31 protein-coding genes are annotated in these 25990 nt (G+C 51.2%); 20 read left to right on the forward strand and 11 right to left on the reverse strand.

Going from position 1 to position 25990, the window contains the following annotated elements; translation table 11 throughout:
* Nucleotides 1-3 precede the first annotated feature (3 nt).
* Nucleotides 4-2619, forward strand: a complete 2616-nt coding sequence (locus AC1MKH_RS10165; RefSeq protein ID WP_276220163.1) for a replication endonuclease — start codon at nucleotides 4-6, stop codon at nucleotides 2617-2619.
* A 100-nt stretch (nucleotides 2620-2719) separates the two neighbouring features.
* On the opposite strand, the gene AC1MKH_RS10170 is transcribed toward AC1MKH_RS10165, so the two are convergent.
* From AC1MKH_RS10170 to AC1MKH_RS10185, 4 genes are all read right to left on the reverse strand, one after another.
* Nucleotides 2720-3331: a dual OB domain-containing protein gene (locus AC1MKH_RS10170; protein ID WP_276220162.1), complete on the reverse strand. Its 612-nt coding sequence runs from the start codon at nucleotides 3329-3331 to the stop codon at nucleotides 2720-2722.
* A 16-nt stretch (nucleotides 3332-3347) separates the two neighbouring features.
* Nucleotides 3348-4106, reverse strand: coding sequence for a DUF488 domain-containing protein (locus AC1MKH_RS10175; protein ID WP_276220161.1), 759 nt, complete (start codon nucleotides 4104-4106; stop codon nucleotides 3348-3350).
* Between the two features lie 230 nt (nucleotides 4107-4336).
* Complete coding sequence (locus AC1MKH_RS10180) at nucleotides 4337-5359, reverse strand: phage portal protein (RefSeq protein ID WP_276220350.1); 1023 nt, start codon at nucleotides 5357-5359, stop codon at nucleotides 4337-4339.
* A gap of 32 nt (nucleotides 5360-5391) precedes the next feature.
* Nucleotides 5392-7119 carry a terminase large subunit domain-containing protein gene (locus AC1MKH_RS10185; RefSeq protein WP_276220160.1) on the reverse strand — a complete coding sequence of 576 codons (1728 nt, stop codon included), beginning with the start codon at nucleotides 7117-7119 and terminating at the stop codon, nucleotides 5392-5394.
* Nucleotides 7120-7275: 156 nt separating this feature from the next.
* Between AC1MKH_RS10185 and AC1MKH_RS10190 the strand changes: the two genes are divergently transcribed.
* The 17 genes from AC1MKH_RS10190 (at nucleotide 7276) to AC1MKH_RS10270 (ending at nucleotide 17525) form a co-directional block, all read left to right on the forward strand.
* Entirely contained in the window at nucleotides 7276-8115 is an 840-nt protein-coding gene (locus AC1MKH_RS10190; RefSeq protein WP_276220159.1) for a GPO family capsid scaffolding protein, read from the forward strand.
* Nucleotides 8116-8134: 19 nt separating this feature from the next.
* On the forward strand, nucleotides 8135-9217 hold the full coding sequence (locus AC1MKH_RS10195) for a phage major capsid protein, P2 family (RefSeq protein WP_276220158.1): 1083 nt from the start codon (nucleotides 8135-8137) through the stop codon (nucleotides 9215-9217).
* Nucleotides 9218-9259: 42 nt separating this feature from the next.
* Nucleotides 9260-10054: a phage terminase small subunit gene (gene gpM, locus AC1MKH_RS10200; RefSeq protein ID WP_276220157.1), complete on the forward strand. Its 795-nt coding sequence runs from the start codon at nucleotides 9260-9262 to the stop codon at nucleotides 10052-10054.
* A gap of 97 nt (nucleotides 10055-10151) precedes the next feature.
* Nucleotides 10152-10649 (forward strand): head completion/stabilization protein, encoded by a 498-nt coding sequence (locus AC1MKH_RS10205; RefSeq protein WP_276220156.1) that lies wholly within the window; start codon nucleotides 10152-10154, stop codon nucleotides 10647-10649.
* A complete protein-coding gene (locus AC1MKH_RS10210) occupies nucleotides 10649-10849 on the forward strand; it encodes a tail protein X (RefSeq protein ID WP_276220155.1) in 201 nt (66 codons plus the stop codon). Before AC1MKH_RS10205 ends, AC1MKH_RS10210 begins: the two co-directional genes overlap by 1 nt.
* Nucleotides 10840-11139, forward strand: coding sequence for a phage tail protein (locus AC1MKH_RS10215; protein ID WP_276220154.1), 300 nt, complete (start codon nucleotides 10840-10842; stop codon nucleotides 11137-11139). The genes AC1MKH_RS10210 and AC1MKH_RS10215 overlap by 10 nt, the downstream gene beginning before the upstream one ends.
* Nucleotides 11123-11665 (forward strand): lysozyme, encoded by a 543-nt coding sequence (locus AC1MKH_RS10220; protein ID WP_276220349.1) that lies wholly within the window; start codon nucleotides 11123-11125, stop codon nucleotides 11663-11665. Before AC1MKH_RS10215 ends, AC1MKH_RS10220 begins: the two co-directional genes overlap by 17 nt.
* Nucleotides 11662-12036: a hypothetical protein gene (locus AC1MKH_RS10225; RefSeq protein WP_276220153.1), complete on the forward strand. Its 375-nt coding sequence runs from the start codon at nucleotides 11662-11664 to the stop codon at nucleotides 12034-12036. Before AC1MKH_RS10220 ends, AC1MKH_RS10225 begins: the two co-directional genes overlap by 4 nt.
* Nucleotides 11987-12184 carry an Rz1-like lysis system protein LysC gene (gene lysC / locus AC1MKH_RS10230; protein WP_442961903.1) on the forward strand — a complete coding sequence of 66 codons (198 nt, stop codon included), beginning with the start codon at nucleotides 11987-11989 and terminating at the stop codon, nucleotides 12182-12184. The genes AC1MKH_RS10225 and lysC overlap by 50 nt, the downstream gene beginning before the upstream one ends.
* A gap of 110 nt (nucleotides 12185-12294) precedes the next feature.
* Complete coding sequence (locus AC1MKH_RS10235; protein WP_276220152.1) at nucleotides 12295-12750, forward strand: phage tail protein; 456 nt, start codon at nucleotides 12295-12297, stop codon at nucleotides 12748-12750.
* Complete coding sequence (locus tag AC1MKH_RS10240; RefSeq protein WP_276220151.1) at nucleotides 12747-13385, forward strand: phage virion morphogenesis protein; 639 nt, start codon at nucleotides 12747-12749, stop codon at nucleotides 13383-13385. The genes AC1MKH_RS10235 and AC1MKH_RS10240 overlap by 4 nt, the downstream gene beginning before the upstream one ends.
* Entirely contained in the window at nucleotides 13382-13963 is a 582-nt protein-coding gene (locus AC1MKH_RS10245) for a phage baseplate assembly protein V (RefSeq protein WP_276220150.1), read from the forward strand. The genes AC1MKH_RS10240 and AC1MKH_RS10245 overlap by 4 nt, the downstream gene beginning before the upstream one ends.
* Nucleotides 13960-14328, forward strand: a complete 369-nt coding sequence (locus tag AC1MKH_RS10250) for a GPW/gp25 family protein (protein ID WP_276220149.1) — start codon at nucleotides 13960-13962, stop codon at nucleotides 14326-14328. Before AC1MKH_RS10245 ends, AC1MKH_RS10250 begins: the two co-directional genes overlap by 4 nt.
* The gene (locus AC1MKH_RS10255; protein WP_276220148.1) at nucleotides 14315-15211 is read left to right on the forward strand and encodes a baseplate assembly protein; all 897 of its coding nucleotides are present in this window, start codon (nucleotides 14315-14317) and stop codon (nucleotides 15209-15211) included. Before AC1MKH_RS10250 ends, AC1MKH_RS10255 begins: the two co-directional genes overlap by 14 nt.
* Entirely contained in the window at nucleotides 15204-15818 is a 615-nt protein-coding gene (locus AC1MKH_RS10260) for a phage tail protein I (protein WP_276220147.1), read from the forward strand. The genes AC1MKH_RS10255 and AC1MKH_RS10260 overlap by 8 nt, the downstream gene beginning before the upstream one ends.
* Nucleotides 15808-16938, forward strand: coding sequence for a phage tail-collar fiber domain-containing protein (locus AC1MKH_RS10265; RefSeq protein WP_276220146.1), 1131 nt, complete (start codon nucleotides 15808-15810; stop codon nucleotides 16936-16938). Before AC1MKH_RS10260 ends, AC1MKH_RS10265 begins: the two co-directional genes overlap by 11 nt.
* Nucleotides 16938-17525: a tail fiber assembly protein gene (locus AC1MKH_RS10270; protein ID WP_276220145.1), complete on the forward strand. Its 588-nt coding sequence runs from the start codon at nucleotides 16938-16940 to the stop codon at nucleotides 17523-17525. The genes AC1MKH_RS10265 and AC1MKH_RS10270 overlap by 1 nt, the downstream gene beginning before the upstream one ends.
* A 144-nt stretch (nucleotides 17526-17669) precedes the next feature.
* Here AC1MKH_RS10270 and AC1MKH_RS10275 read toward each other — a convergent pair whose 3' ends face one another.
* Nucleotides 17670-18200, reverse strand: a complete 531-nt coding sequence (locus tag AC1MKH_RS10275; protein ID WP_442961905.1) for a glycine-rich domain-containing protein — start codon at nucleotides 18198-18200, stop codon at nucleotides 17670-17672.
* A gap of 158 nt (nucleotides 18201-18358) precedes the next feature.
* Here AC1MKH_RS10275 and AC1MKH_RS10280 point away from each other — a divergent pair, with 158 nt between their 5' ends.
* Nucleotides 18359-18946 carry a recombinase family protein gene (locus tag AC1MKH_RS10280; RefSeq protein WP_276220348.1) on the forward strand — a complete coding sequence of 196 codons (588 nt, stop codon included), beginning with the start codon at nucleotides 18359-18361 and terminating at the stop codon, nucleotides 18944-18946.
* A 40-nt stretch (nucleotides 18947-18986) separates the two neighbouring features.
* On the opposite strand, the gene AC1MKH_RS10285 is transcribed toward AC1MKH_RS10280, so the two are convergent.
* The 6 genes from AC1MKH_RS10285 to AC1MKH_RS10310 are packed head-to-tail and all read right to left on the reverse strand — an operon-like array spanning nucleotide 18987 to nucleotide 24680.
* Entirely contained in the window at nucleotides 18987-19475 is a 489-nt protein-coding gene (locus tag AC1MKH_RS10285) for a phage tail protein (RefSeq protein WP_276220143.1), read from the reverse strand.
* An 11-nt stretch (nucleotides 19476-19486) separates the two neighbouring features.
* Nucleotides 19487-22465: a phage tail tape measure protein gene (locus tag AC1MKH_RS10290; protein WP_276220142.1), complete on the reverse strand. Its 2979-nt coding sequence runs from the start codon at nucleotides 22463-22465 to the stop codon at nucleotides 19487-19489.
* Complete coding sequence (locus AC1MKH_RS10295) at nucleotides 22452-22592, reverse strand: GpE family phage tail protein (protein ID WP_032237403.1); 141 nt, start codon at nucleotides 22590-22592, stop codon at nucleotides 22452-22454. The genes AC1MKH_RS10290 and AC1MKH_RS10295 overlap by 14 nt, the downstream gene beginning before the upstream one ends.
* Nucleotides 22593-22612: 20 nt before the next feature.
* A complete protein-coding gene (locus AC1MKH_RS10300; protein ID WP_276220141.1) occupies nucleotides 22613-22924 on the reverse strand; it encodes a phage tail assembly protein in 312 nt (103 codons plus the stop codon).
* 50 nt (nucleotides 22925-22974) lie between these two features.
* Nucleotides 22975-23490: a phage major tail tube protein gene (locus AC1MKH_RS10305; protein WP_276220140.1), complete on the reverse strand. Its 516-nt coding sequence runs from the start codon at nucleotides 23488-23490 to the stop codon at nucleotides 22975-22977.
* Nucleotides 23490-24680 (reverse strand): phage tail sheath family protein, encoded by a 1191-nt coding sequence (locus AC1MKH_RS10310; protein WP_276220139.1) that lies wholly within the window; start codon nucleotides 24678-24680, stop codon nucleotides 23490-23492. Before AC1MKH_RS10310 ends, AC1MKH_RS10305 begins: the two co-directional genes overlap by 1 nt.
* 154 nt (nucleotides 24681-24834) lie before the next feature.
* On the opposite strand from AC1MKH_RS10310, the gene AC1MKH_RS10315 reads away from it, so the two are divergent.
* On the forward strand, nucleotides 24835-25971 hold the full coding sequence (locus tag AC1MKH_RS10315; RefSeq protein WP_327621855.1) for a phage late control D family protein: 1137 nt from the start codon (nucleotides 24835-24837) through the stop codon (nucleotides 25969-25971).
* Nucleotides 25972-25990: the final 19 nt, after the last annotated feature.

The raw sequence follows: 25990 nt of genomic DNA on the forward strand, positions 1-25990 counted from the left end.
CCAGTGGGCGCGCTTAAATGTGATTCACCCGCGAAATATATTATTTCGCGGGTTCTGAATACCAGGCAGGGTAGGTCTGGCTTTTTGGTGTGTCTGGAGGTCATAAAGCACGGGATTAAAACCCCGATCTATATCGCGCGAGAAACAAAAGCAGAAGTAGACCAGTTAACGCCAGGCGCTTTTATCTCACACGATGAAGGCCAAATATCAAAGGGGAAAGGCCAGGGCTGGAGTAATCCAAAACAGGCCATTTCCGTCGATAAGACTCCCGCTGTTGATCTATATGAATTGGGTCAAGAGCAGGAGTTTTTCGCGTGGGTAGAAGATACCCTCAAGCCGTTACCTACCTTTATTCGCCGCCGCATAGCCTCTTACATAAATACCGTGCATGAGGATAAAGGGCGTCATATAGCAAAACTGAAGTTGCTCGATATCGTTAAGCGCGAGCTTCCACACGTCCGAAGCGTCACGAAACAATACGCGGTACCAGAAGACAATGATTGGATCATTTTCTCGGAACTAGACCCACTGTTTCACACGTTTGAAAATCTACGTGTTCTGGCGCGCCGCTTCAATAATCTGGCTGATAGTACCGACGAAGATATTGATTTGTTGGCACAGGACATCGCCATTTATGCCAATACCGTTTTGGCTGAAGTGAGTGAAGGCGCGAGCGTGTTTAGTGATGCGGAGTACGGCAAACGCATGGTGCGTGAGGGTTCCAGGCTAATCGCTTATTTCAGGTTGGTTCCTCCCTGGGCGAAGAAGCGCCGGATGGCTCTTGATGAAGCAGCGGCAGCAATACAAAAAACCACACACGATCGCTTTTGGTCACGTCTTCTGCGCAAGTACGCCCGCCGCTGGCGTGAGCATTTGCACATTGCTTATGGTGATGTGCGTCGCGATGTTTCACCGTATTGCAGCAAACACCACGTGACACAGTGGGATTCCCGCCGCAAGCGTAGCCGCGCAATTATGAGCCGCCTTGAGCTTGAAGATCAGGTGACTGGCGAGCGCATTCCTCTGATAGAACAGATCGATAAAAGCATTTCTAACCCTGAAAAGCGCCGTGTAGAGCTGATGACGCGCATTGGTGGTTTTGAGAAAGTGGCAACAGAAAGCGGTTTTGCCGGTAGTTTCTTCACGTTGACCGCACCGTCTAAATATCATGCTTTTACAGCGTTCGGGCATCGTAACCATAAATGGAACGGAGAAAGCCCACGCAAAACACAAAATTACCTTAATCATGTATGGCAACTGATCCGCGCGGAGCTTGCGCGCCGTGAGATTCCTGTATTTGGCCTTCGCGTTGCTGAATCTCACCATGATGGTACTCCCCATTGGCATGGTCTTTTGTTCACTGCCCCGGAACATACCGGCGAGTTGCTGGAAGTGATGGAAGACTACGCCACACGTGAGGATGCAGACGAGCTAACCGGTAAGGCTGGCAAGCAACCGCGCTTTGAGCTTAAGCCGATAGATCCGGCTTTGGGGAGTGCTACTGGCTATGTCGTTAAGTACATATCTAAAAATATTGATGGCTACGCGCTGGATGGTGAAAGCGACGACGAAAGCGGACGCCCACTGAAGGAAACAGCAAAACATGCTACCGCCTGGGCTTCATGCTGGGGCATTCGTCAGTTTCAGTTTTTGGGTGGTGCACCGGTGTCTGTCTGGCGCGAGTTGCGTCGCCTGAAGAATCAGGAGATGGCAGATCGTATTAGCCCGGTTTTTGGTGAGTTACACCGCGCCGCCCATGCGGGGAACTGGCAGGACTACATCACCTTGCAGGGTGGCCCGTTCGTCACACGAAATAGGCTTGTGTTGCGCGCCTGGTATCAGTATCGGGATGAGCCGAGTAGCTACGGCGAGTTTCAGAAGGTCATTAAAGGCGTAGTCATGCCAGCATCGAATATTCCTCCGGTAGAAACCCGCCTCCATTCTTATCGCATTGTCAGAATGAAGCCAAATTCAGACGACAACGCCGATCGAGGTTTTGACCTTAAGGGCGCGTCTGCGTCCTCTTGGACTCGTGTCAATAACTGTACTGAGCACAAAAAACATACAGGTTCACCACCTTTAAATCCGCCAGATCTGACTTTGCCAGCTGGCGAAGTACAACCAGAGCAATTTGAAATAGGTCAATTAAGTCTAGATCAGAGAAAACAGATTGCGGAAGGCATCAGAAACCACAAATCAAATCAGCGCGTTTCACCCGCTGATCAGTATGAGGCGCTCGCTTTAAGCATTACTGCCGGTGATTGCACCGATTATGACCGGGCCAGAGCCGAGAGCTATATGAAAGCAGCACATGTCATTCGCCAGGAAGAAAGCGCGGTGAGCGATGAAGTTGAATCCTTAGCCCAGGAAATTATGGAGTGGGCGAAGTTGAGAAAAATTCAAATCAACTCAGTTCAGGCGCTCAAACTGGCGCAAGGGGCAGAAGTAACGGCACTTGATACCACGTATAGAGCAAACCTAATTACAGGAGAATTGATAATGACTGGAGCGGATATGCGCTGGCGCAAGACGCTCGCACGCCACAAGGCAGAGACATTACTTAGCCGATGGCGAGAAGCATTGACAATATCTTACGGGTTTTCTGATGAATCGAATTAACTTTTCATAAAAGATGTACCAATAATAAATTATAAATAGCGCTCTATGTGGTGTGGGAGTTAATTTTCAAGAGCGCGATTTAAGTATCATAATTACATTTTTAAATGTAAATGCCTGAAAGCTGTAAATAGCATACTTTTACTCCGTTTCCATCTTTATCCCATGGTCTAGCTAAGGAGAATCTAATAGGCGTGCCTGAATTGATTCGTGGAGGCATTCTGCTTATATCCATTTCGCCGACATATTTTACTCTTCTAGGGGTGAAAGAACCGACCTCTTGGTAATCAGCACCGTTTCTAATCAGTGTTCGATTTAATTGTGCTATTTGCACGCTAAAGTTAGGTGGGTCAGACTGTAAAGCATAGCCCTTATTATTATTCCATTGAAGTTTCCCTGAAAATAAATCCCGAAGATCACCAAGACTAGCACTATTGCTATAGACGGCAGTATCTAGGTCAGTTTTGTTATAAGTTTTAGTTAAAGAAAACTCATAAACTGCGACATCTTCTAGATGAGGTACATTTCTATTGTATCTTTGAGCGAACTCAATAGTATAAGTTTCACCAATTTTATATGGGTAGTCTTTAGTCAGAGCACTTGCTTTATCGTCGAGCAATCGCAACATTCCCCCACTTTTGAGATCTAATCCACCGACACATATCTTATCTCCGGCCATTTTTGTTCTAGAAAGAATTATTACATCAGTAATCATATTGAATCTCCTTTTTTCAGCGATAAGACTTTCTTGATTTTAGTTTTGGAGTACTTTCTGAAAAAAGATCAAGCTCGCCATTTGAACCTAAAACTTCTTTCATCACGTCATCTTGTGAAGACAAATCTCCTTGTTTGCTTATGTGTTGCATTTCAATCCCTAAGGATTGCAGATAGTCACCTATTAATTTGCTTCTATGACAGTCGCAAGGGGATAACTCGCTGCACATACAAGCAATCTTTAAATTTTTAGAATATGCCGTTTTAATTCGCTCAATGCCTTCAAGGAAAAAGCCTTTGTTTTTTATTTTCTCGTAATCAACTCGCCCATCTTCGTCGTAACATTGATCATCTTTAGGGATTCCTCCCAACTGCTCTCCCATAAAAACATATCGGATGCCGACTTCTTTCAAGTGAAGGGCCAGGGCTTCCCGGTTAAAATGTGGGTGAAACCTGGATCTAGGTTTTGAGCGAACATCTATAACATATCTAATATGATATTTTTTCAGTAAAGCTAAAAATTCGTCCAGCCTACGGGCTCCATGCCCAATACTAAAAATTGTCTCGGGTTTAGTTTGAGTGTTCATAAGGTCACCAATTACAAAAGCATACTTCACATTGCCATTTTTAAACCAATCATGGAAGTCTTGAGCTGATGATTTACAGAAAACATGTGTTTTGCACAAGTGCGCACAAAAATGCACAATAAAATCAGCCTCTTTTTTAGTCGATCGCGGCAGTATCTGCGGGGGCTGGCGGTGGATCTGCAAATGCACGAAAACACGCTCGATCGTTGCGCGCAGGTGACGGGGGGAAAGCCCGCGCGCCGGGGTACATATGGGGATAGGTTCAAATATCGCAAAATAAGGGGTAATTTGGCCCGCTGGCGCGTTGTGAGCGTAGTGTGTTGGTAGAGGCGTGCTTGTGGGAAACGTTGCTTAGAATCGCGCTGGCGCGTCGTGTGGTTATGATAAGGAGTGGACGCCGCCGGGTGGCGGCTTCCGGGTTACTTGCTATTTTCCAGCAGGGCGTATGGTTTAAAGCGGATCACTTCTTCACCAAGCCAGTCGTTTACATGCTTCAGGGCTTCCATTGCGGGCATGAGTTCGTTAATGGCAAACACGCGCGCGGCTTTCTCCACGTCACCGAATGAGCCATTGCCATCAGGCATGGCCCCCATCAGTTGCGGTGGCACACGATGTGCCGCCAGGATGTCATCGCGGGTAACAGATTTGATATTAAGAAACTCATCCTTTGCGGATATCTGGCTGAAGGGCATGAGTTGCACTCCATCTTTTCCGCCGCCTGGCGCGTGCAGCAGCAGGTTTTTAAACGCCCCTTTCCCGCGTGCATCAGTGAGTGTCTTTTTAATACTCTTCATGCTCTCATCATCCACGGTTGAAGCACCGATGTAGAGAATACACCCAGCATGAGAGCCGTTTTCGTAATACATCTTTCGGAACATATCAGCAGAGTGTGACAGGCTGGCAGACAATAGCGCGCCCATATATTCCGGCATGCCGTAGATCTCCTGATGAATGTCGGGGTTCATAACGTGGCAGACCGAGCCAGTTTTGAAGGCAAACTCATCTTTCCACTGACGTATAAACCAGTAGGTATCCAGATCACTTCCCCGGCGGGTGTATTTTGCCGGAGAGTTACGCATAGGAAGCCGCCCGCCGAGGCGGTTTTTTCGTTCCTCAAGATAGAAATTACCGAAGACAAACCAGTCAAGCGCCAGTGCGGAAAATGTCTGACGGGATAAGAGCGGGTGCGGAATGAAGCAGCCCGCCAGGGCATTACGCTTAAAATACAGCGCCGACTGATGCCACGGCGACTGACCAAAAGAACGCGCCAGCCCATACCAGTCAACAGGGGTTTCGTAGTATCTGCCGTTATCCGCACAGTACATGTTATCTAACAGATCATGCGCGCCGGTGACCTGGTATGGCCCATCAAACGTGAAGGCGCTGAGTGAGGGATCACGCTTTATCGCTTCTCCAAAATCAGCCTTGTTTTCAGTAAGCATCGTTAAGCCGCTTTCATGTGTGGTTGTGTTCATTAAAACTCCATTACGGAACCGCCACCGCCGCCGTTCTCGCGTCCGATTGGTTCATTGATTACGGCAAGCATATTGGCCCAGGCCAGGTCGCCGTGGCTGACGCCGCGCGCGCGATCTGTGTCATAGGTTATTTGACCGCCTGGGGTGGTGATCTTTCTTACTGCGTTGAAGGCAGACACTAACGCCTGTTCACTGCGGTCATATTCCCAGCGCCCGGCGCGGATCACCTGCTGCATCTTCAGTACAAGATTCCGCTTTGAAGACAGCGACATGATGAAGCAGATCGCCGCCGGGAAGAATTTTTTGACCAGTTGCCAGACGGCTTCCCCGATCCCTGTTCCATCAATGGCGATGTGACGAACGTTATATTTAAAAGTCATGTCTTCAATGACTTTGGCCTGTTCTTCAAACTCCATCCCGCGAAGCTGGCGCGTTTCAATCGTGCGGAACTTGCCGCCGGTGACGAGGGGTGGCGCAACCACACAGATTGCCCCGCTGTCACCGTTGCCCGTACCGCCGTTTGCGTCATAGCCTATCCATACCTCACGATCACCCAGGGGGCGGGCCGCGTAGGGTTTCCAGTCCTGCCAGTCGTCGTAACCATCTGCGCTGCAAGCCAGTAGTTGGTTAAGGGTGAAGACCGCTTCACCCTCTTTGACGAATTCGCACATGTACAGGTTGGTGTATTCATCTGGTGTGTTTTCATCCTGGATTTCTTCCAGGTCTGTGTATTCCCAGCCGTTATCGATCACATCCTGAAGGGTGACAATTTGCCGCCAGGTTTTATCCGGGCAAAGAACGCCACTGTTAAGCGCTTTCCAGCTTGTGTCGAATTCCACGCGGCTTGCCTTGCTGCGTTTCTCATTCCAGCGCTTGCCCGTCCAGAACGGATAGGCTTCATGGCTTTCACTGGATGGCGTAGAAAAATAGGTACGCGTGAGCCCTTTCAGGGTTGCCATTGCGCCCGCCACCTTTCGGAGGTTGGCGAAGTTACCTACCCAGAAAAACTCATCGAAAAAGAGGTTGCCAGTGTAGCTCTGTGCGGTAGCGGCTGATGTGCCCAGGAAATGAAGTTCAGCGCCATTGGATAACAGAATCTTGTCACCGCCCTTTAATTCAACGTCTACTTCCTCCGCTACTTTCTGAATGAATCCCCTGAACTGGTGCGCCTGGCGGCGAGAAGCAGACAGAAATATCTGGTTTCTCTGATAACCATGCTTCACATCATCCCGCAGCGCCTGCAACAGTGCTTCGCGTGCAAAATACCAGGTCGCCCCGATCTGGCGACTTTTCAGGATCATGCGGTTTCGCTGTCCACGCTGTGCAAACCATCCCTGCTGATGCCAGGCGAGAGACTCCTGAATTTTTTCACGCAGCGCGGCAATCTGCGCTTCAGAGAAGTGATTTTTCTTTTTGCGGGTGCGTGTCTTTTTGCTGAATGGCTCCGCCGGTTGCCCTTCTGAAAGTTTCTTCATCTGCCGGGTAAGTGCGTCCATTTCCTTCAGGTCGCCGCCGGTCTTAGTTGGCTTCATGGTGATTTGGCATAACCGGGCATCAATAGACTGTGTGACGCGCTGAATCGCTGGCGTCTCATCCCATTCGTCACGCTTTTTCCATGAATAGATCGTGTTTTGGCTGATACCCATCAGGCGTGCGATCTCTGCTGGCGGGTAGCCCTGCCAGTAAAGCTGTTTCGCTCTCTGCCTTACAAATGCGTCCTGAATCATGCGGTGTCCTCTCGTTTCGATGGAGAGATTAACCCGCGCGCGAAAGCCGTTCCCGCTCTTTGGGTTGTGGGCTTTCTCTGACAACTAAAACGCGTTGAGACAAGGACTTAGCAACTGACATCATGGATAGACAGAAACCAAACGGCAGGAAAAAACATGAGTGCAACCACTAAACCTACCCGGAAGAAATTCCGCGTTGCCGTCTCCGGTGCAACCGTAGACGGGCGTGAAATCAAACCTGAGCACTTACGCCAGGCTGCGGCAAATTACAATCCGAGCGTCTACGCAGCCCGTGTGAATATTGAGCATTATCTTTCCATGTACCCCGGTAGCGACTTTGGCGCAATGGGGGATGTTGCGGCGCTGAGCGCAGAAGATATTACGGATGGCGCGTTAGCAGGACGCACGGCGCTTTATGCTGAAATCGACGCTTCAGACAAGATGAAGGCCATGACTGATAAAGGGGAAAAAGTTTATTCCAGCATCGAGCTTGCCCCGCAATTTGCCCTGAATGGTGAGGCGTATGTCGTTGGCCTCGCAATGACTGATACCCCGGCAAGCCTCGGAACTGAGCGGCTTCAATTCGCCGCACAACAGCGCCAGCAGGTGCAGGCATTCAATAAGCAGCAGGGTGAATCTGCGATGTTCTCTGACGCCATTGAAGCGGAAGTTATCGAACTGGCGGAACAACGCAGCGATGAAGGCAAGCAGTGGTTTAGCCGCGTGATGGGCATTCTCACCAAAAACCATAAAACCGATAGCGAGCAGTTCAGCCAGGTGCGCCAAGCGGTTGAAGGCGTTGCCACGTCTCAGGCTGACCTGATCGATCAGGTGGTGGAGCTTAAATCATTGCGTGACGGTGACGCAAAAGCCATCCAGAAGCTGACAAGCGATCTGGCGAGCCTGACAAGCACGCTGGCGACACAGGATGCCAGTACCTTTAGCCGCCAGTCCGCACAGGGCGGTAATTCCGGCGTTGAACAAGCCGACTACTAACTAAAAGAGATTCGAATACATGGAAAACAGTACCCGCGTACTTTTTAACGGCTATGTCGATCGCCAGGCCAATTTAAATGGCGTTCGATCCGATGATGTCGCCAAATCCTTCAGTGTTGAGCCTTCTGTGCAACAGCGCATGGAAAAAGCATCGATGGAAAGCGATGACTTCCTGAAAAAAATTAACGTCTTCCCGGTTAAGTCGCAGGAAGGCCAGAAAATCCTGATCGGGAGTAAAGGCCCGACCGCAAACACCAATAACAGCAGCGACGGCACTTCTCGCCGCAATCCGGTAGACAATCACTCTAAAGAGCCGAGCACCTACCGCTGCCGTAAGACTAACTACGACTCAGCCGTAAGCTATTCGCAGTTAGACGCCTGGTCTATGCAGCCTAATTTTCAGTCACTGATCAGTGAGGCGAACGCCAGACAGATCGCACTAGACCGCATCATGATTGGCTTTAACGGTACGTCATACGCCGAAAAATCTGATCGTGTAGCCAATCCGCTATTGCAGGATTGCGGCGTAGGCTGGCTTCAGAAAATCCGCGAAGAAGCGCCGCACCGCATCATCAAGGATGTCACCCTCACCGCGCGTGATGAAGACAACAAAATCATTGCAAAAGGTACTTACGGCAACCTTGATGCGGCTGTCTTTGATGCAAAAAACAGTCTTCTTGCCACCTGGCACCGTAAAGCGCCAGACCTGGTTGTGATCATGTCTTCTGACCTGCTGACCAGTAGTTACTTCCCCAAACTGAATGCGCTTAGCCAGACCAATCCGAACAGTGAAATGATTGCAGCACAGCTGATCGTTTCCAGTGAAAAAGTTGGTGGCCTGCCAGCCTGCTTTGCACCGTACGTGCCTGATGACTGTGTCCTGATCACCTCACTGAAAAACCTGTCCGTTTATTACCAGTTAGGTGCGCTGCGTCGAACCATCAAAGAGGAGCCGGAATACAACCGTGTGGCTAATTACCAGTCCTCCAATGATGACTACGTTGTTGAAGATTACGGCAAGGTCGCATTTATCGACGGCATCACCTTTGCCACCGCCCCGGAAGCGGAAGCCGCAGAGCCTGAAGAACAACAGGGCGCATAACTGATAGCGCGGGCGCATTGCGCCCGCTAACCGGAGAGAACGATGTTAACCCCAGCGCAAAAACACTTTCAGCAAGTGATGGCTGATCGACGCGGAGACAGTGCCGCACAACAATGCGTTGTACGTACTGCGCATGAGCAGATTTTGCACCGGCTGCGCCTCGATCAGGCGTCACTTAAACAAGTGCAGTCCAACGAATCCAAAGCGGTAATGAAGCGCGATATGATGCCGAATTACGAAGGCTGGATTGATGGCACTCTGGATGGTGACAGCGGTCGCCAGGATGAAGTGATTACAACCATGATGCTATGGGCGATTGACTGCCAGGACTACCCGCAGGCGCTGAAAATCGGGCGCTATGTGGTGAAACATGGCTTGTCCATGCGTGATGACTTCAAACGCACCGCACCGGTATTACTGGCTGAAGAAATCAGTAACCAGGCCCTGAGCATCGCGGCGGCTGATGCAGATGCTGATCTGTCCGCGTATGTCGCTGTGCTGGATGAGCTGGCAGAGATCGTCGATGGCTGTGATATGCCGGATGAGGTGTCCTCCAAACTTTGCAAGGCTCGCGGCCTCTCTCGCCGTGGCACGTCTGACAATGAGACCAAAGGCGAAGCCTTGAAGCTGTTTCGCCGCGCTACCGAATTGAACCCAAGCGCGGGTGTTAAGCGTGAAATGCAGGCTTTAACCCGTGATCTGAAAAAGCTGGCAACAGCGCAACCTGAAGCGGCCCCGGTAGAGAAGAAGCCCGCAAAAGCCGCCAGTAAGCCACGCGCCACCAGTAAAGCGAAAAAGCCAGCCGCTAAAGCGGCAAAAGCGAAAAAAGAATCTTAACGACTTCGGCCCCGACCGACAGGCGGCACGCGCGGAGATCTGCCCTTAACCGGTCTTTTCACCGCGTGTCCACCGCCTGATTTTTTGAGGAACGTTCATGAGTAGCCTGGTAGCAACAAAGCATCCGTTTCCGGCCAACAGTGACGTATCTGACGTGGATGATGGTAACGAAACCGTCACGGCTGGCAATTTCTGGCCTGTTATTCAGTTGAAGGAATTGCGCCTTGCCGCACGTATCACCGGCGGTGTGACGACATCAAGACTGAAGCACGTGGCGACAGAGGCCGTGGCGCACGTAACTGAACAACTGGATTTATGGCAGGCCAGCCAGGAAGCGGCGGGCTATGCAAAGTTGCAGGATGTGCCAGCGCGACTGCTGAACGATGAAAGCGTGAAGGTCTACCGCTACCGGCGCGCGGTTTATTCCATTGCCCGCGCCCTGGTGCTGGAAGGTTACAGAGATGTCGATACTACGCCAAAAGGCGACAAAGACGCCGCCGCGCTGGATCTTCAAATCAGTGATCTCTGGCGTGATGCCCGCTGGGGTATTTCAGACATCCAGCGCAAACCGCGCATTTACGCGGAGTTGTGCTGATGAAAGTAAAAGCCTTGCAGGGGGATACGCTGGATCAGCTATGTCACCGGCATTACGGAACAACTAAGGGCGTAACCGAGCAGGTGTTAAGCGCCAATCCGGGGCTGAGTAGTCAAATTTTTTTAGATGCCGGGCAGGTGGTGGAGATGCCAGACATCGACACTCAGCCCGCACAGGAGATGGTACAGCTATGGAGTTGAATTCATTTCACCGGCTGTGGGACTGGGTTACCTGGATAACTTCATCAATCACTGTTGGTGTTGGCTTGATGACCTGGAATGAAAAGCTGGGTATGGCGGGGTTGTTGCTGGGGATTTTATCTGGCTGGCGCGCGTGGGTGCATCGCGCACGCGTGGAGAAGGCTCAGGAAAAACGTAACGCTTTGATTGAGCAGATTCTGAAGCAGGCAGAGCGCCGTGATCTGACTACCTTTGAGCGCCAGGAATTAGCGCAACTCAAAGCGGGGATTGATGATGAAGGCGGTTATTAAACGTTGTTCAATCGCGTTGATTGTCGCTCTGGGGGTGTCGATGTCGCCTGATGCGTTGCGGACGTCGCCAGAGGCACAACAAAAAATAGCGTCCTGGGAAGACTGCCGCAACACGCCTTACTACTGTACCGCCGGGGTGTTGACCGTGGGGATCGGCTCGACCGGCCACGTCCAGAAGCGTGAGTACAGTAATGCTGAAATCGCGCGCCGGTGGATCAACGATATGCAGCATTCCGAGCGCTGCATAAACCAGAATTTCAACGGCGAAGCGATGCCGCAAAGTGTGTTCGAAAGCATGGTTGATGGCGGGCTGAATGTTGGCTGTACGGGCCTGATGTGGTTTACCGATAAGCAGGCCCGCAAGCAGAGAACAACAATCTGGAAAAACGCCCAGGCGCACAACTGGAGCGGGGTATGTGACCGCTTAACTGACTTTGTTAACAGCGCCGGTAAGCGCTCTCAAGGGTTGGTTAATCGACGCACTGATTTTCAGGCGTGGTGCAGGCGAGATCTGGAGGCTAAATGAAAGCGTTAGTGTGGTTATTTTTCCTTAGTTTAAGTGGTTATGCATCCGGTTATTACTGGGGTTACAAAGGCGCTGTAGCAGACAACAACGAACAGTCCTTGCAGCGCATGTTTGATGAAAGTGAGGCAGTGATCGCAGAAATGCGCGGGCTTACTGCTGATGCGCAAGCAGCGGTAGCGGGCGTCAGAAAAGCGGAACAGGAGCGAAACAGTGAAGGTGAAGCAAGGCGTGAAAATATGTCCAGGGCGATGCGTACTGATAAATGCGCCGGTGCTGTTGTGCCTGTTGCTGTCAGTGACGGGTTGCTCAGAAAAAATAAAAGTGCAAACCCGACTGATTCACCAGCCAGTACCACAAAGCCTGACAAATGAAACTCCCGCGCCGGAACTGAAAACGCCGGTTACGTGGGGCGGGATCGCGATTCACGCCGACCAGCTACATGACGCGCTCGACACATGCAACGCTGACAAGCGAGCGATCAGAGATTTGAACATTAAGCAGCAAGCACCACAGGAGTGATTTATATGGGGTTATTTGAATTTATCAGCGCACATCCAGTATGGACGTTTGTTTATCTGGTTGTCATCGGTTGCACCATTTGCACTGCGTTGGGGCGCTAAGGGCGGAACATGCTGAAAATTAACTCCCTGCGCGATGCGCTAACCCATTCGAATCAGTGGTGCAAGGCAAACCCTGAAGCCTTCAGCGTGTTTATTGAATCCGGGCATGTTGAGACGACCGGCGAAACGGCTGATTTTGTTTATGCCTACACGCTGTGTCTTTTTGTAATGAATTTCGCCGGTGATCTGGATGATTTTACTTTGCCGTTGATGGCCTGGCTGTGGCAGGAGCAACCGCAACTGTTGCTGAACCCTGAAAAGAACAAAGAGATTAAATTCACTACGGCAATCAATAACGACGATACAGCAGACCTGTTTTTTGAGTTGCCCATCAGCGAGCGTGTGATCGTAAGCCGCAATGATGATGGCACGCTGAAAGCAGATCACAAACCAGAGCCGCGCCCACGGATACCGCCGGAGTGGAGCGGCATTATCGAGGATGTCACCTGGAGTACGCCCGTATGAATGCCGACAGTGTTCACGTTCTGGATCAGTATTTTGCTGACATTCTGGCTGGGGTGTCTTCCGCCGGTCGTGCAAGAACGGCGCGCACTGTCGGAAAAATGTTACGCATCAGCCAGCAGCAGCGTATACGCGCACAGCGTAACCCGGACGGAAGTCAGTACGCGGCGCGCCGCCGCAAGAAGTTACGCACCCAGCAGGGGATCGCCTTCATCTGGGAGGGGCAGTTACGCCGCCTTAAAAACTGGCACAGCGGGCGCGGAAAGTACGGACGCACTATTACAGGTTTTGATGAAGACCGTAATGAAATCCGCACGTTCTACCGGGCTGATATTGAGCGCTATACAGAGATCAATACGCGCGCGGGCCAAACGCCGCGCACAGTTAAAACCCCCATGTTTGTGAAGCTGCGTACGTCACGATTTATGAAGATGAAGGCCACAGCAGAAGGTGCTGAGGTCGGTTATAGCGGCATGGCAGAGCGTATCGCCCGCATCCACCAATACGGCTTGCGTGAGCAGGTTGGGCCAGGCGCTTTCGCTAAATATGCCCCACGTATATTGCTGGGAATTTCCAGAGCAGATGAAGCGCTGATCCGTAGTGCGGTGATTAACAGCATGGGGAGTGCCGGTAAGTGAACGCCGAACTGATGCGACTGCTGGAAAATGTGCTGCGCGTGGGGATTGTCACTGAGATATCGGAAGACGGTAAAAGCGTGCGCGTACAGAGTGGTGAGCTTAAAACAGCATGGATTCGCTGGAAGACGGGCCGTGCCGGTGATTTTAAGATTTGGTGTCCGCCGTCGCTGGGTGAGCAGGTGTTATTAGGCTGCATTGGTGGCAACCCGGAAACCGCAATTTTGCTGGGTAGTCTGTATAGCAACGATAACGACGCCCCATCTGCAAGCCTCAAACAAATGGTGATTACTGCGCCTGACGGGGCCAGGTTTGAATATGACGCGGCGGTTAGCGCGCTGACCGCCCGCGGTATGAAAACGGCGACAATTCAGGCTGAGACGAAAATCACACTCGATACAGCGGAGGTGGAATGTACTCATCACCTGAAGGCAAAGACTTTTGATTTTACAGAAGGCGGCACGATGACCGGGGATGTGACTCATTCTGGCGGCAAGATGACGTCAAACGGTGTCCGGGCTGATGATCATGATCACGGTGGCGTTGAAAGTGGCGGTAGCTGGACTAAGGGGACTCAATGACAGCGAAATATACGGGCATGAATGAGACCGGCACAGGCACGCTTTCAGATTCTGATCATCTCTGGCAGTCAGTGAAAGATGTCCTGTTAACGCCGCTGGGCTCGCGGGTGATGCGACGCACTTACGGCAGTTTGTTACCTGACCTGCTGGATGAACCCAAAAACGAAACGACACGATTACAGCTAATGAGTGCCACGGTGATCGCTTTAACGCAATGGGAACCACGCATCGCGTTAAATCAGGTTGATGTGACATATTCCGAATCCGGCGCGGTGACTGTTGAGCTTGGCGGGCTAATTACCACCACTATGCAGGCGGCGACAGGCTCTGTGAAGCTGAGGGAGTCGAACAATGGCAACGATTGATTTATCAGAGCTTCCGCCGCCGGAAGTGATCGTCACTCTGGACTACGAAGTCATTTTGTCAGAGGTAAAAGAGGCCATTATTTCTGCTTACCCGGAGGAAAAGCAAAGTGCCATTGCAGCAGCGATGGAGCTTGAATCCGAGCCGCTAAATGTGATTGCCCAGGTATTTGCGTACCGTGAAATGCTTAAGACGCAGGAAGTTAATGATTCCGCCGCCGCGTGTATGTTGAGCCACTCATCAGGATCGAATCTTGACAACCTGGCGGCAAATAACAACACCAAAAGACTCACCATCACTGAGGCGACTGATTCAACAGATGCCGTGATGGAAAGCGATTCGAAGTTGCGTTTGCGTGCTCAGGCTGCATTTGAGGGGTTGAGTGTTGCGGGGCCAACAGCGGCGTATGAGTACTTTGCTAAAAGTGCATCAGGCAAAGTGGCGGATGCCAAAGCATCAAGCCCCGCGCCTGCTGAAGTGATTGTTTCCGTGTTGTCATCAGAAGGGGATGGGACTGCTTCAGCAGAATTAATCGCCACTGTGAATGCGGCTTTATCAGATGAAAGTGTGCGCCCGGTTGGTGACAGGCTGACGGTACAGAGTGCGGAGATAATCAACTATGAGATCGTCGCAAGCCTGTATTTCTACCCAGGGCCAGAATCGGAACCTATCGCTGATGCAGCGGAAAAAGCCTTACAGGATTGGCTGGCTGATCAGGGAAATATTGGGCGTGATGTTGCTCTATCGGCAATCATGGCAGCGTTGCACGTCCAGGGGGTGCAACGTGTGGAAATTCAATCCCCGCCAGGAAATGTTGTGATTAGTGATACCCAGGCGGCGCGATGCACATCTGTAACCATTGCCAAAGGTGGAACGGATGAGTAAGAGCCTGTTATCCCCGAAAGCCAGTGATTTCATGCGCTGCGCGGAAGCGGGAACCGAGCGCATAACAGAAATTCCGGTGGAATTGCACAAGCTGTGGAATCCAGACGAATGCCCTGTTGCCTTGTTGCCTTATCTGGCGTGGGCGCTGTCTGTTGATCGCTGGGATAAGGGGTGGTCTGAACAAACAAAGCGCCAGGTTATTAAATCCGCCTGGGCGGTACATCGCCAGAAGGGGACAATTTCGGCACTGCGCCGGGTGGTTGAGCCTTTTGGTTTTCTTATCAAGGTGATCGAGTGGTGGCAGACCGGCGGCGAGCCGGGAACTTTTCAGCTTGAAATTGGCGTTTCTGACTCTGGCATTACAGAAGAAACCTATCTTGAGCTTGAACGCCTGATTGCTGATGCAAAGCCTTGTTCACGTCATTTGACGGGCCTTGCCATTAATTTGCAGGTATCCGGGGATGTGTACGCACACGCCGGGTGCTATGGCGGTGATGTGATGACTATTTATCCATACATGCCGGAAGCCGTGGAAGTTAGCGGCGGTTATTTCCCCGCAGGGGCAATTCATATTATTGATACGTTAGAGGTAACAAATGGCGCTTAAATACTTTGCCCTGTTAACTAATATTGGGGCGGCAAAATTATCAAATATGGCGGCGCTGGGTGAAAAGCTGGATATTACTTCGCTCGCTGTAGGTGATGGTGGTGGTGTATCTCCTACGCCTAATCAGGCTCAGACCAAACTGATTAATGAGGTACGCCGCGCCCAGCTTAATTCCCTGTCAGTTGATAAAGACAACGATAGCCAAATCATTGCAGAACAAATTATTCCTGAGTCTGCCGGTGGTTGGTGGATTCGTGAGATTGGGCTTTTTGATGCCGATGGGGATCTGATTGCCATTGCCAACTGCCCGGAAACTTACAAAGCAACGACTGAGGAAGGCTCTGGAAGAACGCAAGTTATCAGGATGCTTCTTACCGTATCGAGCACGGACGCAGTTACCCTGAAGGTTGATCCATCTGTTGTGCTTGCTACGCGCCAGTATGTTGATGATGCTGTGATCGAGGTTAAAGCCTACACCGATAAGGTCATGAAAGATCATGAGGGCAAAGCTAACCCGCATTCACAATACCCCTTGATTGCTAATGCCCTAAAAGAAATGGCTGACGCAGGGTTAGTTGCAAAGGTTCTTGAAAACCTTCGTTTAGGAGCAGGTGCGCCAGCGATTGGTATTCCGTTCTTCTGGCCGTCTGCGGCAATGCCAAATACCGTGATGGATGAATGGTCAGATATGGTGTTTCTGAAGTTCAACGGTGCGACGTTCTCTGCGACAACGTACCCTAAGTTAGCAAAGGTTATGCCGGGTCTGACACTTCCCGATACACGCGGTGAGTTCATTCGCGCATGGGATGACGGGCGCGGTGTGGATAGTGGACGAGCGTTATTGAGCGCTCAGGGTGACGGGACGAAAACACAATCAGGTACATTATGGACGCGCCAGTTTAAAATATTTGGTGATACGGGATACACATCAGCAGCCGTGCAAAACCCCTATGGTGTTTTTTCAGTAGATAATAATGCTGCAACCAGTGGATGGGATTACATAGAAAATACGCGCTCAGGTGTAGCCAGCGGGGCAAACCGAATAAATCTTAATATTGGTAACGCTGCTGAAACCCGCCCCCGTAACATTGCATTTAACTTTCTGGTAAGGGCCAAATAATGAAACCTGTTTTTGATGATAAAGGCCTGGCGATTCAGACAGGTGAAATCCGTTGTTTTTATTACGATGCAGTGACTTTTGAATATTCCGGCTGGTCGGATGAATTTATTAATATCGGTGTAAGTATGCCGGGGGATTCTACCGATATTGAGCCCGGTGAAGATGTGGTGGGGAAAGCTGCTGTATTTAACGACGCAGGGTGGGAATACCAAGCCGATCACCGAGGCGAAACCGTATATTCAATAGAAGACGGTACTACCAGCACGGTCGATTACATCGGTGATATCAAGGCAGGATTCACTGCCGTTGCCCCTGCTACACCGTACGATAAATGGAATGGTAGCGAGTGGGTTGTTGATGACAGCGCCGAACAGGCTGCAATAGTTGCAGCAAATGACGTCAAAAAATCACAATTACGCGCTACTGCTGATAATGAAATAGAGTGGCGACAGGATGCCGTTGATGCTGGAATAGCGACGGAAGAAGAAACCGCCGCGCTGGCTGAGTGGAAAAAATACCGGGTGCTACTGATGCGCGTTGATACAGCAGACCCGGAATGGCCTACGCCTCCGACGGCTCAGGTTTAGTAAATTCCTCTCCATCATATAAATAGCCCTGCTCAACGTCAGTGGGGCATTTAACCCATATAAGCGATGGGTGAAAACGACCCTCAGGATTTACATCAGTTAATTCCATTACTGTGTTATTTTCAATTCGCGCCCACATAATTTTCACCATTCAATTAATACATAACCCGGTTTTCCAGCGCCTGCAATACAAGACACCGAAGTATCGGAACCCTGCGCAGCCCCCGAGCCACCTCCACCGAATCCGATTGCGTTTGTTCCGTTATTTACTGATGAAGAAACAGAACCAGGGCCGCCTGCACCGCCACCAGAACCACTACAATATGCACTACCCATTGCGCCTGCGCAGCCTGGCCCAAGAGAGGTATTTAGCGTTCCCCCAACTCCTGTACCTCCCTTTCCAGCTGACGGGGTTGAACCGCCATCACCGCCCGTTGCTGATAAATAGCCACCAAATGATGACGATCCTCCAGCACCACCTGACGCTGTGGATGTACCCAATGCGGCAGGAATGCCGCCAGCGCCAACGGTTATTGTGACGCTGGAAACGCCAGTCAGATCCACAAGCTTTGATGCGAACCCACCACCGCCACCACCGCCGCCAGCGACAGCTCGACCGCCAGCACCACCACCACCAACCACTGTTGCTTTGACGCGCCTGCCATTCTTCACCACATCGGGAACATTCCAGTTTGATATGCCAGCAGTGGAAAAAATGACACTTCCCTGAATGCCTCGATTTGAATCTTGCAAACGAACATATTCAAAAACAGCCTGAAACAATGCAAGTTATCCACCTTCGTTTTGAGTGGCAAAAATGGTGGTTAAAAATTATGCGAATAGGGTATGTGAGGGTGTCAACAATTGACCAAAATCCTGAGTTGCAGAGAGACGCGATAGAGCGTGCAAATTGTGAGCTTGTTTTTGAAGACAAAATGACCGGAACAAAGGCCAAAAGGCCGGGGCTGAATAAGCTGCTTAAGACGCTTAAATCTGGTGATACGGTGGTTGTGTGGAAGTTGGATCGGTTGGGGCGTTCGCTTATCAATCTTGCTGATCTGCTGCAAAAGTTTAAAAAAATGAATGTGGAATTTCTCTCTATTACTGAAGGGATTAACACCAAAACAAGCATGGGCCGGTTCACGTTTCACATCATGTCTGCGCTGGCGGAGATGGAGCGAGAAATAATTATTGAGCGTACTTGCGCGGGGCTGGCGGCGGCAAGAAAAAAGGGGCGTGTTGGCGGGCGCCCGCCAAAGTATTCAAAGGAAGAATGGGATCAGATGGGGCGATTAATTCAGAAAGGAGAGGCAACGCGAGAGCAAGTAGCCATTATTTATGATGTTGGAATATCGACATTATACAAAAAATTTCCAGCCGGTAAGCTGGCGCAATTACAGGAAAGATGCTTAGAACAATGAGTGAGAAAACGCCGCGCTAATTGCGCGGCATTGAGTTGGATTAAAACAGGCTTGAGGCGGCGGCGCTGACGTTGCTATAGGCTGAACTGGCGGTGCTCTGTAGGTTGCTGAGTAAATCACCCACAGATGATGACTGAAGGCTCTCTCTGAGATCTTCATCTTCCCGCTGAAAAGTAATAGAAAATTCTATTTTCTTTGCCTCTCCATACTGATCGAATTCCGTGTGCGTGGTTTGTAGTTGCGTAAGGGCATACATTCCGAAAATCTGACCTGTGCCGCTTATAAGGGGCCAGGGGCGTCCGGTGTATGCCTGCGTATCAAGTACGGCGAGACTAACCTTGCCGCCGGTAATCTGAGGATACAGTACGCCGGAAAGCGTGATCTGATCATCACCTGCACCAATGTATTGCCATTTTGCAGAACGGTTGATGCGTTCGTTTTTGACATGCCGCCATGTTTTTGACTGCTGCAATTGTTGGTGTGGAACGGTCTTCAATTCAAAGACAAACATTCCGTAAACCATCATCATTTTTTATCCCCTTAATCGTTATCGCGGAAGTTGCTACGTGAGCGAAGACGCTTCTCAAATTCCGCCTGAACTGCATCCCCAACCATGCGCGCCGTTTCGCGTGCTGTGTCTGTGATGTTGCCGTGAAGGTGTACATGAACATGTATTTCCCCAAATGGTGTGGCGGCTTGAGGCTGCGCGTTACGATCTGATCTCCCTGGTTGCGCCACCGCCGGTGTTGATAGTGGGGGTTTTACTGGTACGGATGCCGCTGCAATCACTGGTCGTGCGCCAAGCTGCGCCATATTTGCACCTGGTGTTGATCGTGCTTCCTGCCATGCTCCATGCACAGCGAGCGCTTGCGGTAGGTTTTTAAACACGATATCGCCGGGGCCGATGCGTTGCTTTTTGGTTTCATCCAGCATTCCGCCGGTGTTATCAGCTATTTTTTGCAGGCGGCGTTGGGTTCCTGTTTCGGCTGCAATCACTGGTGATGGTGGCGCTGCAACGGGCTTGCTTGCTGCCTTAACGTCACCTGTAAGCGCGCTTACCTTGTCCTGAAGCAGTGCCAGCCCTGCCGGTGTTAATTCCTTCTGTACTTTATCCGCCTTCGCTTTTGCCGCGTCGATTCCTGAAGGTATCAGGCCCAGCTTTTCAAGTATCCAGCCAATCATTTTGGCCAACCCGGTCAGAGGTAACATCAGCCCCTGAATAGCGATGCCAAACACTCTGCCGAATGTCTCACCGGCGCTGGCGCATTTATCAAGTGTTTCTTTGCTGGTATTCATGGGGGCAAGCAGGTTGCTGAACCACTGCCATAATTGAGAGACGGCATTAGCTATCACCCCAAAAATTGGGGCCAGGCCAGCGAAAGCATCACGAAAAGGCGTGAGCGCCTGCATAACCCCGGAAAAGAAGCCCGTAAAAAATGCCTTAATGGGCTCCCAGAATCGCCAGATCAGTAGCCCTGTTGCGATAAATGCTGCACCAATCAAGCCTATTGGACTTAACAGCAAAGATAGCGCGCCACCTAACACACTTAGCGCTGATGAAGCGATCCCCATAATGGCGGGAATGCCGGTTAATCTAAGAAGCAAGCCGCCAATGCCTTTAATCAAGCCACTGAGCGCGGCCCCCGGCGAAATAAACGCTGCTGCCATTATTCCCCGCAGCGGCGTTAATATGCCGGTAAGTTTTCCGGCGCTGCCAGCCATCAGGCTAAATGCCTGGCCCCAGCCACGAATGCTGCCAAGCGGCCCGGTAATTACCTTGCCAAGGCGGGTAAACAGGGGAACCGCGCCGCCCAGCCCGCTTGCGCTGGTCAGCAGGGTAAAGCCGAGTTGTAATTTCGCAAGTGGCCCAAGCAGCAAGCCCACAGCCAGTGAAGTTGCACCAATCCCGGCGGTGAGCGCCAGAGCGCTTCCAAGTGTCACCAGTAGCGCTTTTGACAGTTGGGGGTTGTTGTGTGCCCACTCTGTCATAACCCCGATTGTGCCGCTTAACGCCTGTGTTAATTTTCGTAGCGCACCGTCAGCGAGTTCTTCAATCTGAATGCGGAACGCTTCCCAGGCGCTGTCGAGTTCTTTCAGATCACCGCCAAGGTTATCCGCCATTTTTTTTGCGACGGTTGCTGATTCACCGGCTGCGCCCTGAAGTTCTTTGGTGAGTTTTTGCAGTTCACCAGAGCCCGCCGCCTGTACCAGTGTTTGCAGACCAACAAAGGCTTCCTCACCGGCGATGTTTTTAAAGAAAGAAACTTGATCAACCTGCCCATATTTCTGGGTGGCTTTAAACAAATCCAGTAGCACTGTTTCCATTGGGCGCATTTTGCCGTTGGCGTCAGCCACTGATACGCCAAGCTCTTTTAATGCTTCAGCGGCGGCTTTAGGCGGTGAAGCCAGGCGCGACAGACTGGAACGCAATGCTGTACCAGCATCACTGCCACGTAAGCCGTTATTCGCCAGCATCCCTGCCATAGCTGATGCCTGCTCAAGACTGATCCCCAGATTGGCGGCGACCGGCCCCGCGTATTTCATGGTGTCGCCCAGCGCGCGGAGATCGGTATTGGTTCGGGTAAACGCGGCGGTCAGCGTATCGCCAACTCTGTCCATCTGATCTGAAGACAGTTTGAATTGAGTGAGGACATTCGAACCGATATCAGCAGATTCACCAAGATCCATGCCACCGGCAAGGGCCATATTCAGAACGCCAGGCAATGCCGCCTGAATAGCCTGAGGGGTAAAGCCTGCCATCGCCAGAAATGCCTGCCCGCTGGCTGCATCGCGTGTGCTGAAGGCTGTTTCCGCGCCAAGTTTTTTGGCCTGGGCGCGTAGTGCTGCGTATTGTTCATCGCCTTTATCAAGGCGCGTCAGCGCGCCAACACGAGACATTTCCTCATCAAACCCGACAGCAGGCGCAAGGAATCGCCCGGCGGCATAGCCTGCGCCAGCACTTGCACCAATAGCGACAGCCCCGCCAGTGCGAAGATTGCCAGCCGTAGCGCTGAGACGGTCGTAACGTGCGCGTGCGTTTGTCACGGCGGCAAGTTGACGCCGCTCTCTCTCAAGCGTCTGGTTATATTGTTCGGTGCGCCTGATTGCGCTCTGGATGGTGCGATCACCGCCAGCGAGTGAAACGCCGTGTGCGCGTAGAGCCTGTGATGCCTGCTGAAGTCGTGCTGTTTCTTTTGACCGGCTGGCGCTCAGTCTATCAATTTTAGCCGCCAGTGCGGTCATGCGTTCGCGCTGGGCATCGGTTAGGGTGGCTCCGTCTTTCTGGGCCTTGTTCAGCCCATCAAAGGCACGCTGAGTGGTAGCGAGTTGTTGAGAGGTCTTTTTAACGCGCTCGTTAAGGCGGGTAAATGCCTGGGATTGGGTATCCAGGTCTTTTATTGAAGACTGTGTTTTTTTGAGGGATTCAGATAAACCGCCCACAGAATTGCGGGCGGCGTTTACCGGGCGGGTTAGTTTATCAATCGCACTGAAGGCGACACGAATACTAAGGTCTTTCATCTTCACTGTTTCCGCTTCGGATAGCCGCCCGTTCACGCCAGGCTATCACCTCACTCAGGGACATAGTGAAAACCTCTGAGGGCGGCCAGTTGAAAATAACTGCAATATCAGCAACCAGATCATCGATCAGGTCAAAGTGCGGGGCGTTTACTCGCTCTCCGTCTCCGTTTCGTTCTTCGTGCCAGGCTCCGGCGGCGCTAAAAAAGGCGTGAGCACCTCGCAGCACACAACAAAATCAGTTGTTGCCATTGCTGCGATCTCTGCCTGTTTCAGGCGTGGCGATGTGCAACGGGTTAACAGTGTGCTGATGCTGTCCACGTCCATATTCATTACGTTAACCAGACGCAGGCCGCGCAGAGAGCCCGCCTGTTTCACTTCATCGGTGATGGTGATGGTGGTGATTTCATTGCCATCGCGGATGATAGGTTTTGAAAGCGTTACAGTATTTTTCTCAGTCATCGTTTTAGTCTCTGGCGGCACTCAGTAAGTGCCGCATCATAAAAGGTTGATTAGCTACCCATTCCAAGCGCGGAAATCACGCGGGAAGGTAAAACATTTTTGCCGTCTTTCTTGTAAACGAAGTTCAGCAGATCAATTTCCCAAATCGGTGCATCATCAATCGTTAACTTGTAGTACGTATTTTTGACGGCGTAAGTCACGGAAGTATCTTCCCCTTGCTTGCTCTCGCCACCGTCGATTTCAGTGAATTTGCCGCGCATTTCCACTTCGACAATCTGGCTTTCGCCTGACGTGTAATACTCGCCAACGAAGCGTAAAAGCGTGCCATCGAGATCGCCGCCGTATTCAAGCAGTAGTTCTTTGACCAGACCGCCAACAATCATCGTGGCGTCAAGCGCGCCGCTATCCATACCCAGATCGACAGCGACCGAGCCCATCATGCCGCCACCCTGATAATCTTCAGTTTTACGGGTGAGCTTCGGCAGGGTGACAGAGGTCACTTTGCCGATATTGTTCACGCTGTTAACGAAGCAGGTGAAAAAGCGTAGTTTCGGCGGAATAGCCATTACTCACCTCCCAGCGCGGCAAACGCAGGTTCAATATATTCATCGGTGAAGGTCTGGATCAGCGTGAGATCTTCCATAGGCGGCACTGGCGTATATTTGTAGCGAATAACAACCTTGCCCTGTCGCAGGTCAGTAGTTGCATTGTCCACAATGTCAAACCAGCAATCCGCGCCAAGCAATTTACCCGCAGTGACCAGCGCGCTCAGTTTCTGTTTAATCGCGCTCACCACGTCTTTCACATTGGTAGGCGTGAGCGGCCCATCAATAGTTTCAAACTGTGCTTCAGCGATGGTGTCAGCCAGGATTTGCGCGGTACGCGTGTACACCTCAAAAATGAATTCATTGGTGTCAGTAACGCGGTTGCCCCAGAAGCGGAAGCCGTTACGCTTGATGATGGTGGTGATGTCATCATTGTTCAGCGTTTGTGCGTCGCTGTCTTCTGCCTGTAGCGCCCAGAAAACATCTTTCGACATTCCAAGAACATTACTGACGATGATGTTAGAGAGCGAGCGATGCCAGCCCTTCTCATTGTCAATTTTTGCGCGCAATCCCGCTGCATATGCCGGGGCAGGAAAATCTTCGTTTGCGCCGGATACGGGGTTGTACGCAATAAAGTTAGGCCATAGCAGCATTAATTCGCGTGATGCGAAGGTCTCGCGATAGGTGCGGGCTTCTGCAATGGTTTTACAGCCGTTACAGCTTGCATACACAAAAGCGCGGAGTTGTTTTGCAATCACGCAAAGCTGCGACGTTACCTCTTCAGTGTCGTATTCCGGCACGATCAAAATACGCGGGCGGTAATCTGTTTTCTGTTCCGCCGTTAACAGTGCATACATCCCGGTATAGCTACCATCAGCATCAGAGCCGCCAATGATTAACTGAGACTGCGTTTGTGCTTCTTCGCCTTCTTCCGCCGGTTTCGCTTCAGCTACGCGAACAACAATGACTTTGGGGCTGCACTGGTCTGAAATAGCTTTCAGTGTTTTGTACAGCGTTCCTGTTTTTCCCGCTTTACCCAGCACAGACTGAACGCGGGTTAACAGGATTGGGGTGTTGAGGGGGAATTGATCTTCATCCGCGTCATCAGCCACAGCCACCAGGCCAATGACGCTGGAGTCAATGTCGTTAATTGCCGTGATGAGATCGGTTTCTTCTTTGGTGCGAGCACCGTGAAAACGTGTCTCAGACATGTTTGTCACCATTACGTTTTTATTGAGTTCGGTAACATCATTGCTGATTGGCTGGCTGCGTTCACGCGTTTGCGGTTGTGCTATCCCTCTGACAACTAAAAGTTATTTTGCATCGCGCGCCCGCGTGGAATCATCCTGATATACAGGAGGGTGTATGAGTATTTCTGCAATCAGCAGTGGCATTTCGAAGGCTGTTTCTGGTGTAAACAACACGCTTACAGAAGCGTGCAAAAGCCCGTCTTTCAGCATCAAGATTGGCGGTAAGGTACTGAAGGAACTGGCAGATCGGGTTATCTCTATCAGTCTCACCGATAACCGGGGATTTGAGGCCGACCAGCTTACTCTTGAACTGGACGACACAGCCGGTGATGTCGCATTACCTGGGCGCGGAGTCGAATTATCTTTATGGCTGGGATGGTTGGGGGAGGCGCTGATCTTTAAAGGCGTTTACACCGTTGATGAAGTGGCGCATGACGGCCCGCCAGACCGTATTACCGTTACGGCCCGCAGCGCTGATTTTCGTGAAGAGTTTAACGTGAAGCGGGAAGTGTCCTGGCATGATGTGACTGTTGAGCGGGTTGTGTCTGCAATAGCCAAGCGCTACGACCTGAAAGCGCAAATCAGCGACATATTGATGGGCGTCGAGATAGACCACGCCGATCAGACCCAGGAAAGTGATATGTCATTTTTAACCCGAATGGCGGAAATGCTGGGCGCAATTGCAACGGTAAAAAATGGCTCTTTGTTGTTTATCGTTCCGGGAGGTGGTTTTACCGCATCGGGTAAGCCCATACCGTCGATTGAGATAACTCGCAACAGCGGCGACCGGCACAGATTCAGGGTTGCCGATCGTGATGCGTATACGGGCGTGCGGGCGTACTGGCTGGATCTGGATTTCGGCAAAAAGAAAAAAGTAAGCGTGAAACGCCGCAAGGCATCAACGAAGAAAACAGATAAGAGCAGCAGCCGTGAGGGTGATTACATCGAAGGGGCTGAAGGTAATGTCTATATCATGCGCAAGACCTTTCAGAATGAGCAGGCGGCAACGCGGGCAGCGGCTGCAAAGTGGCAGCAATTGCAGCGGGGCGCGGCTGAATTCTCGATCACCCTGGCGCGCGGGCGCGCGGATTTGTACCCGGAGATGCACTCCACCGTAACCGGCTTTAAGCCTGACATCGACGCGCAGGACTGGATAATCAGCAAGGTGCAACATGATGTTGATAGCAACGGATTTACTACACAGCTTAACTTTGAAGCAAAAATATCTGACTGGATCGCAGAAACTGAATAGAATGGTCATGAGTTCAACT

The organism is Pseudocitrobacter sp. CD920760 (genome assembly GCF_057782505.1).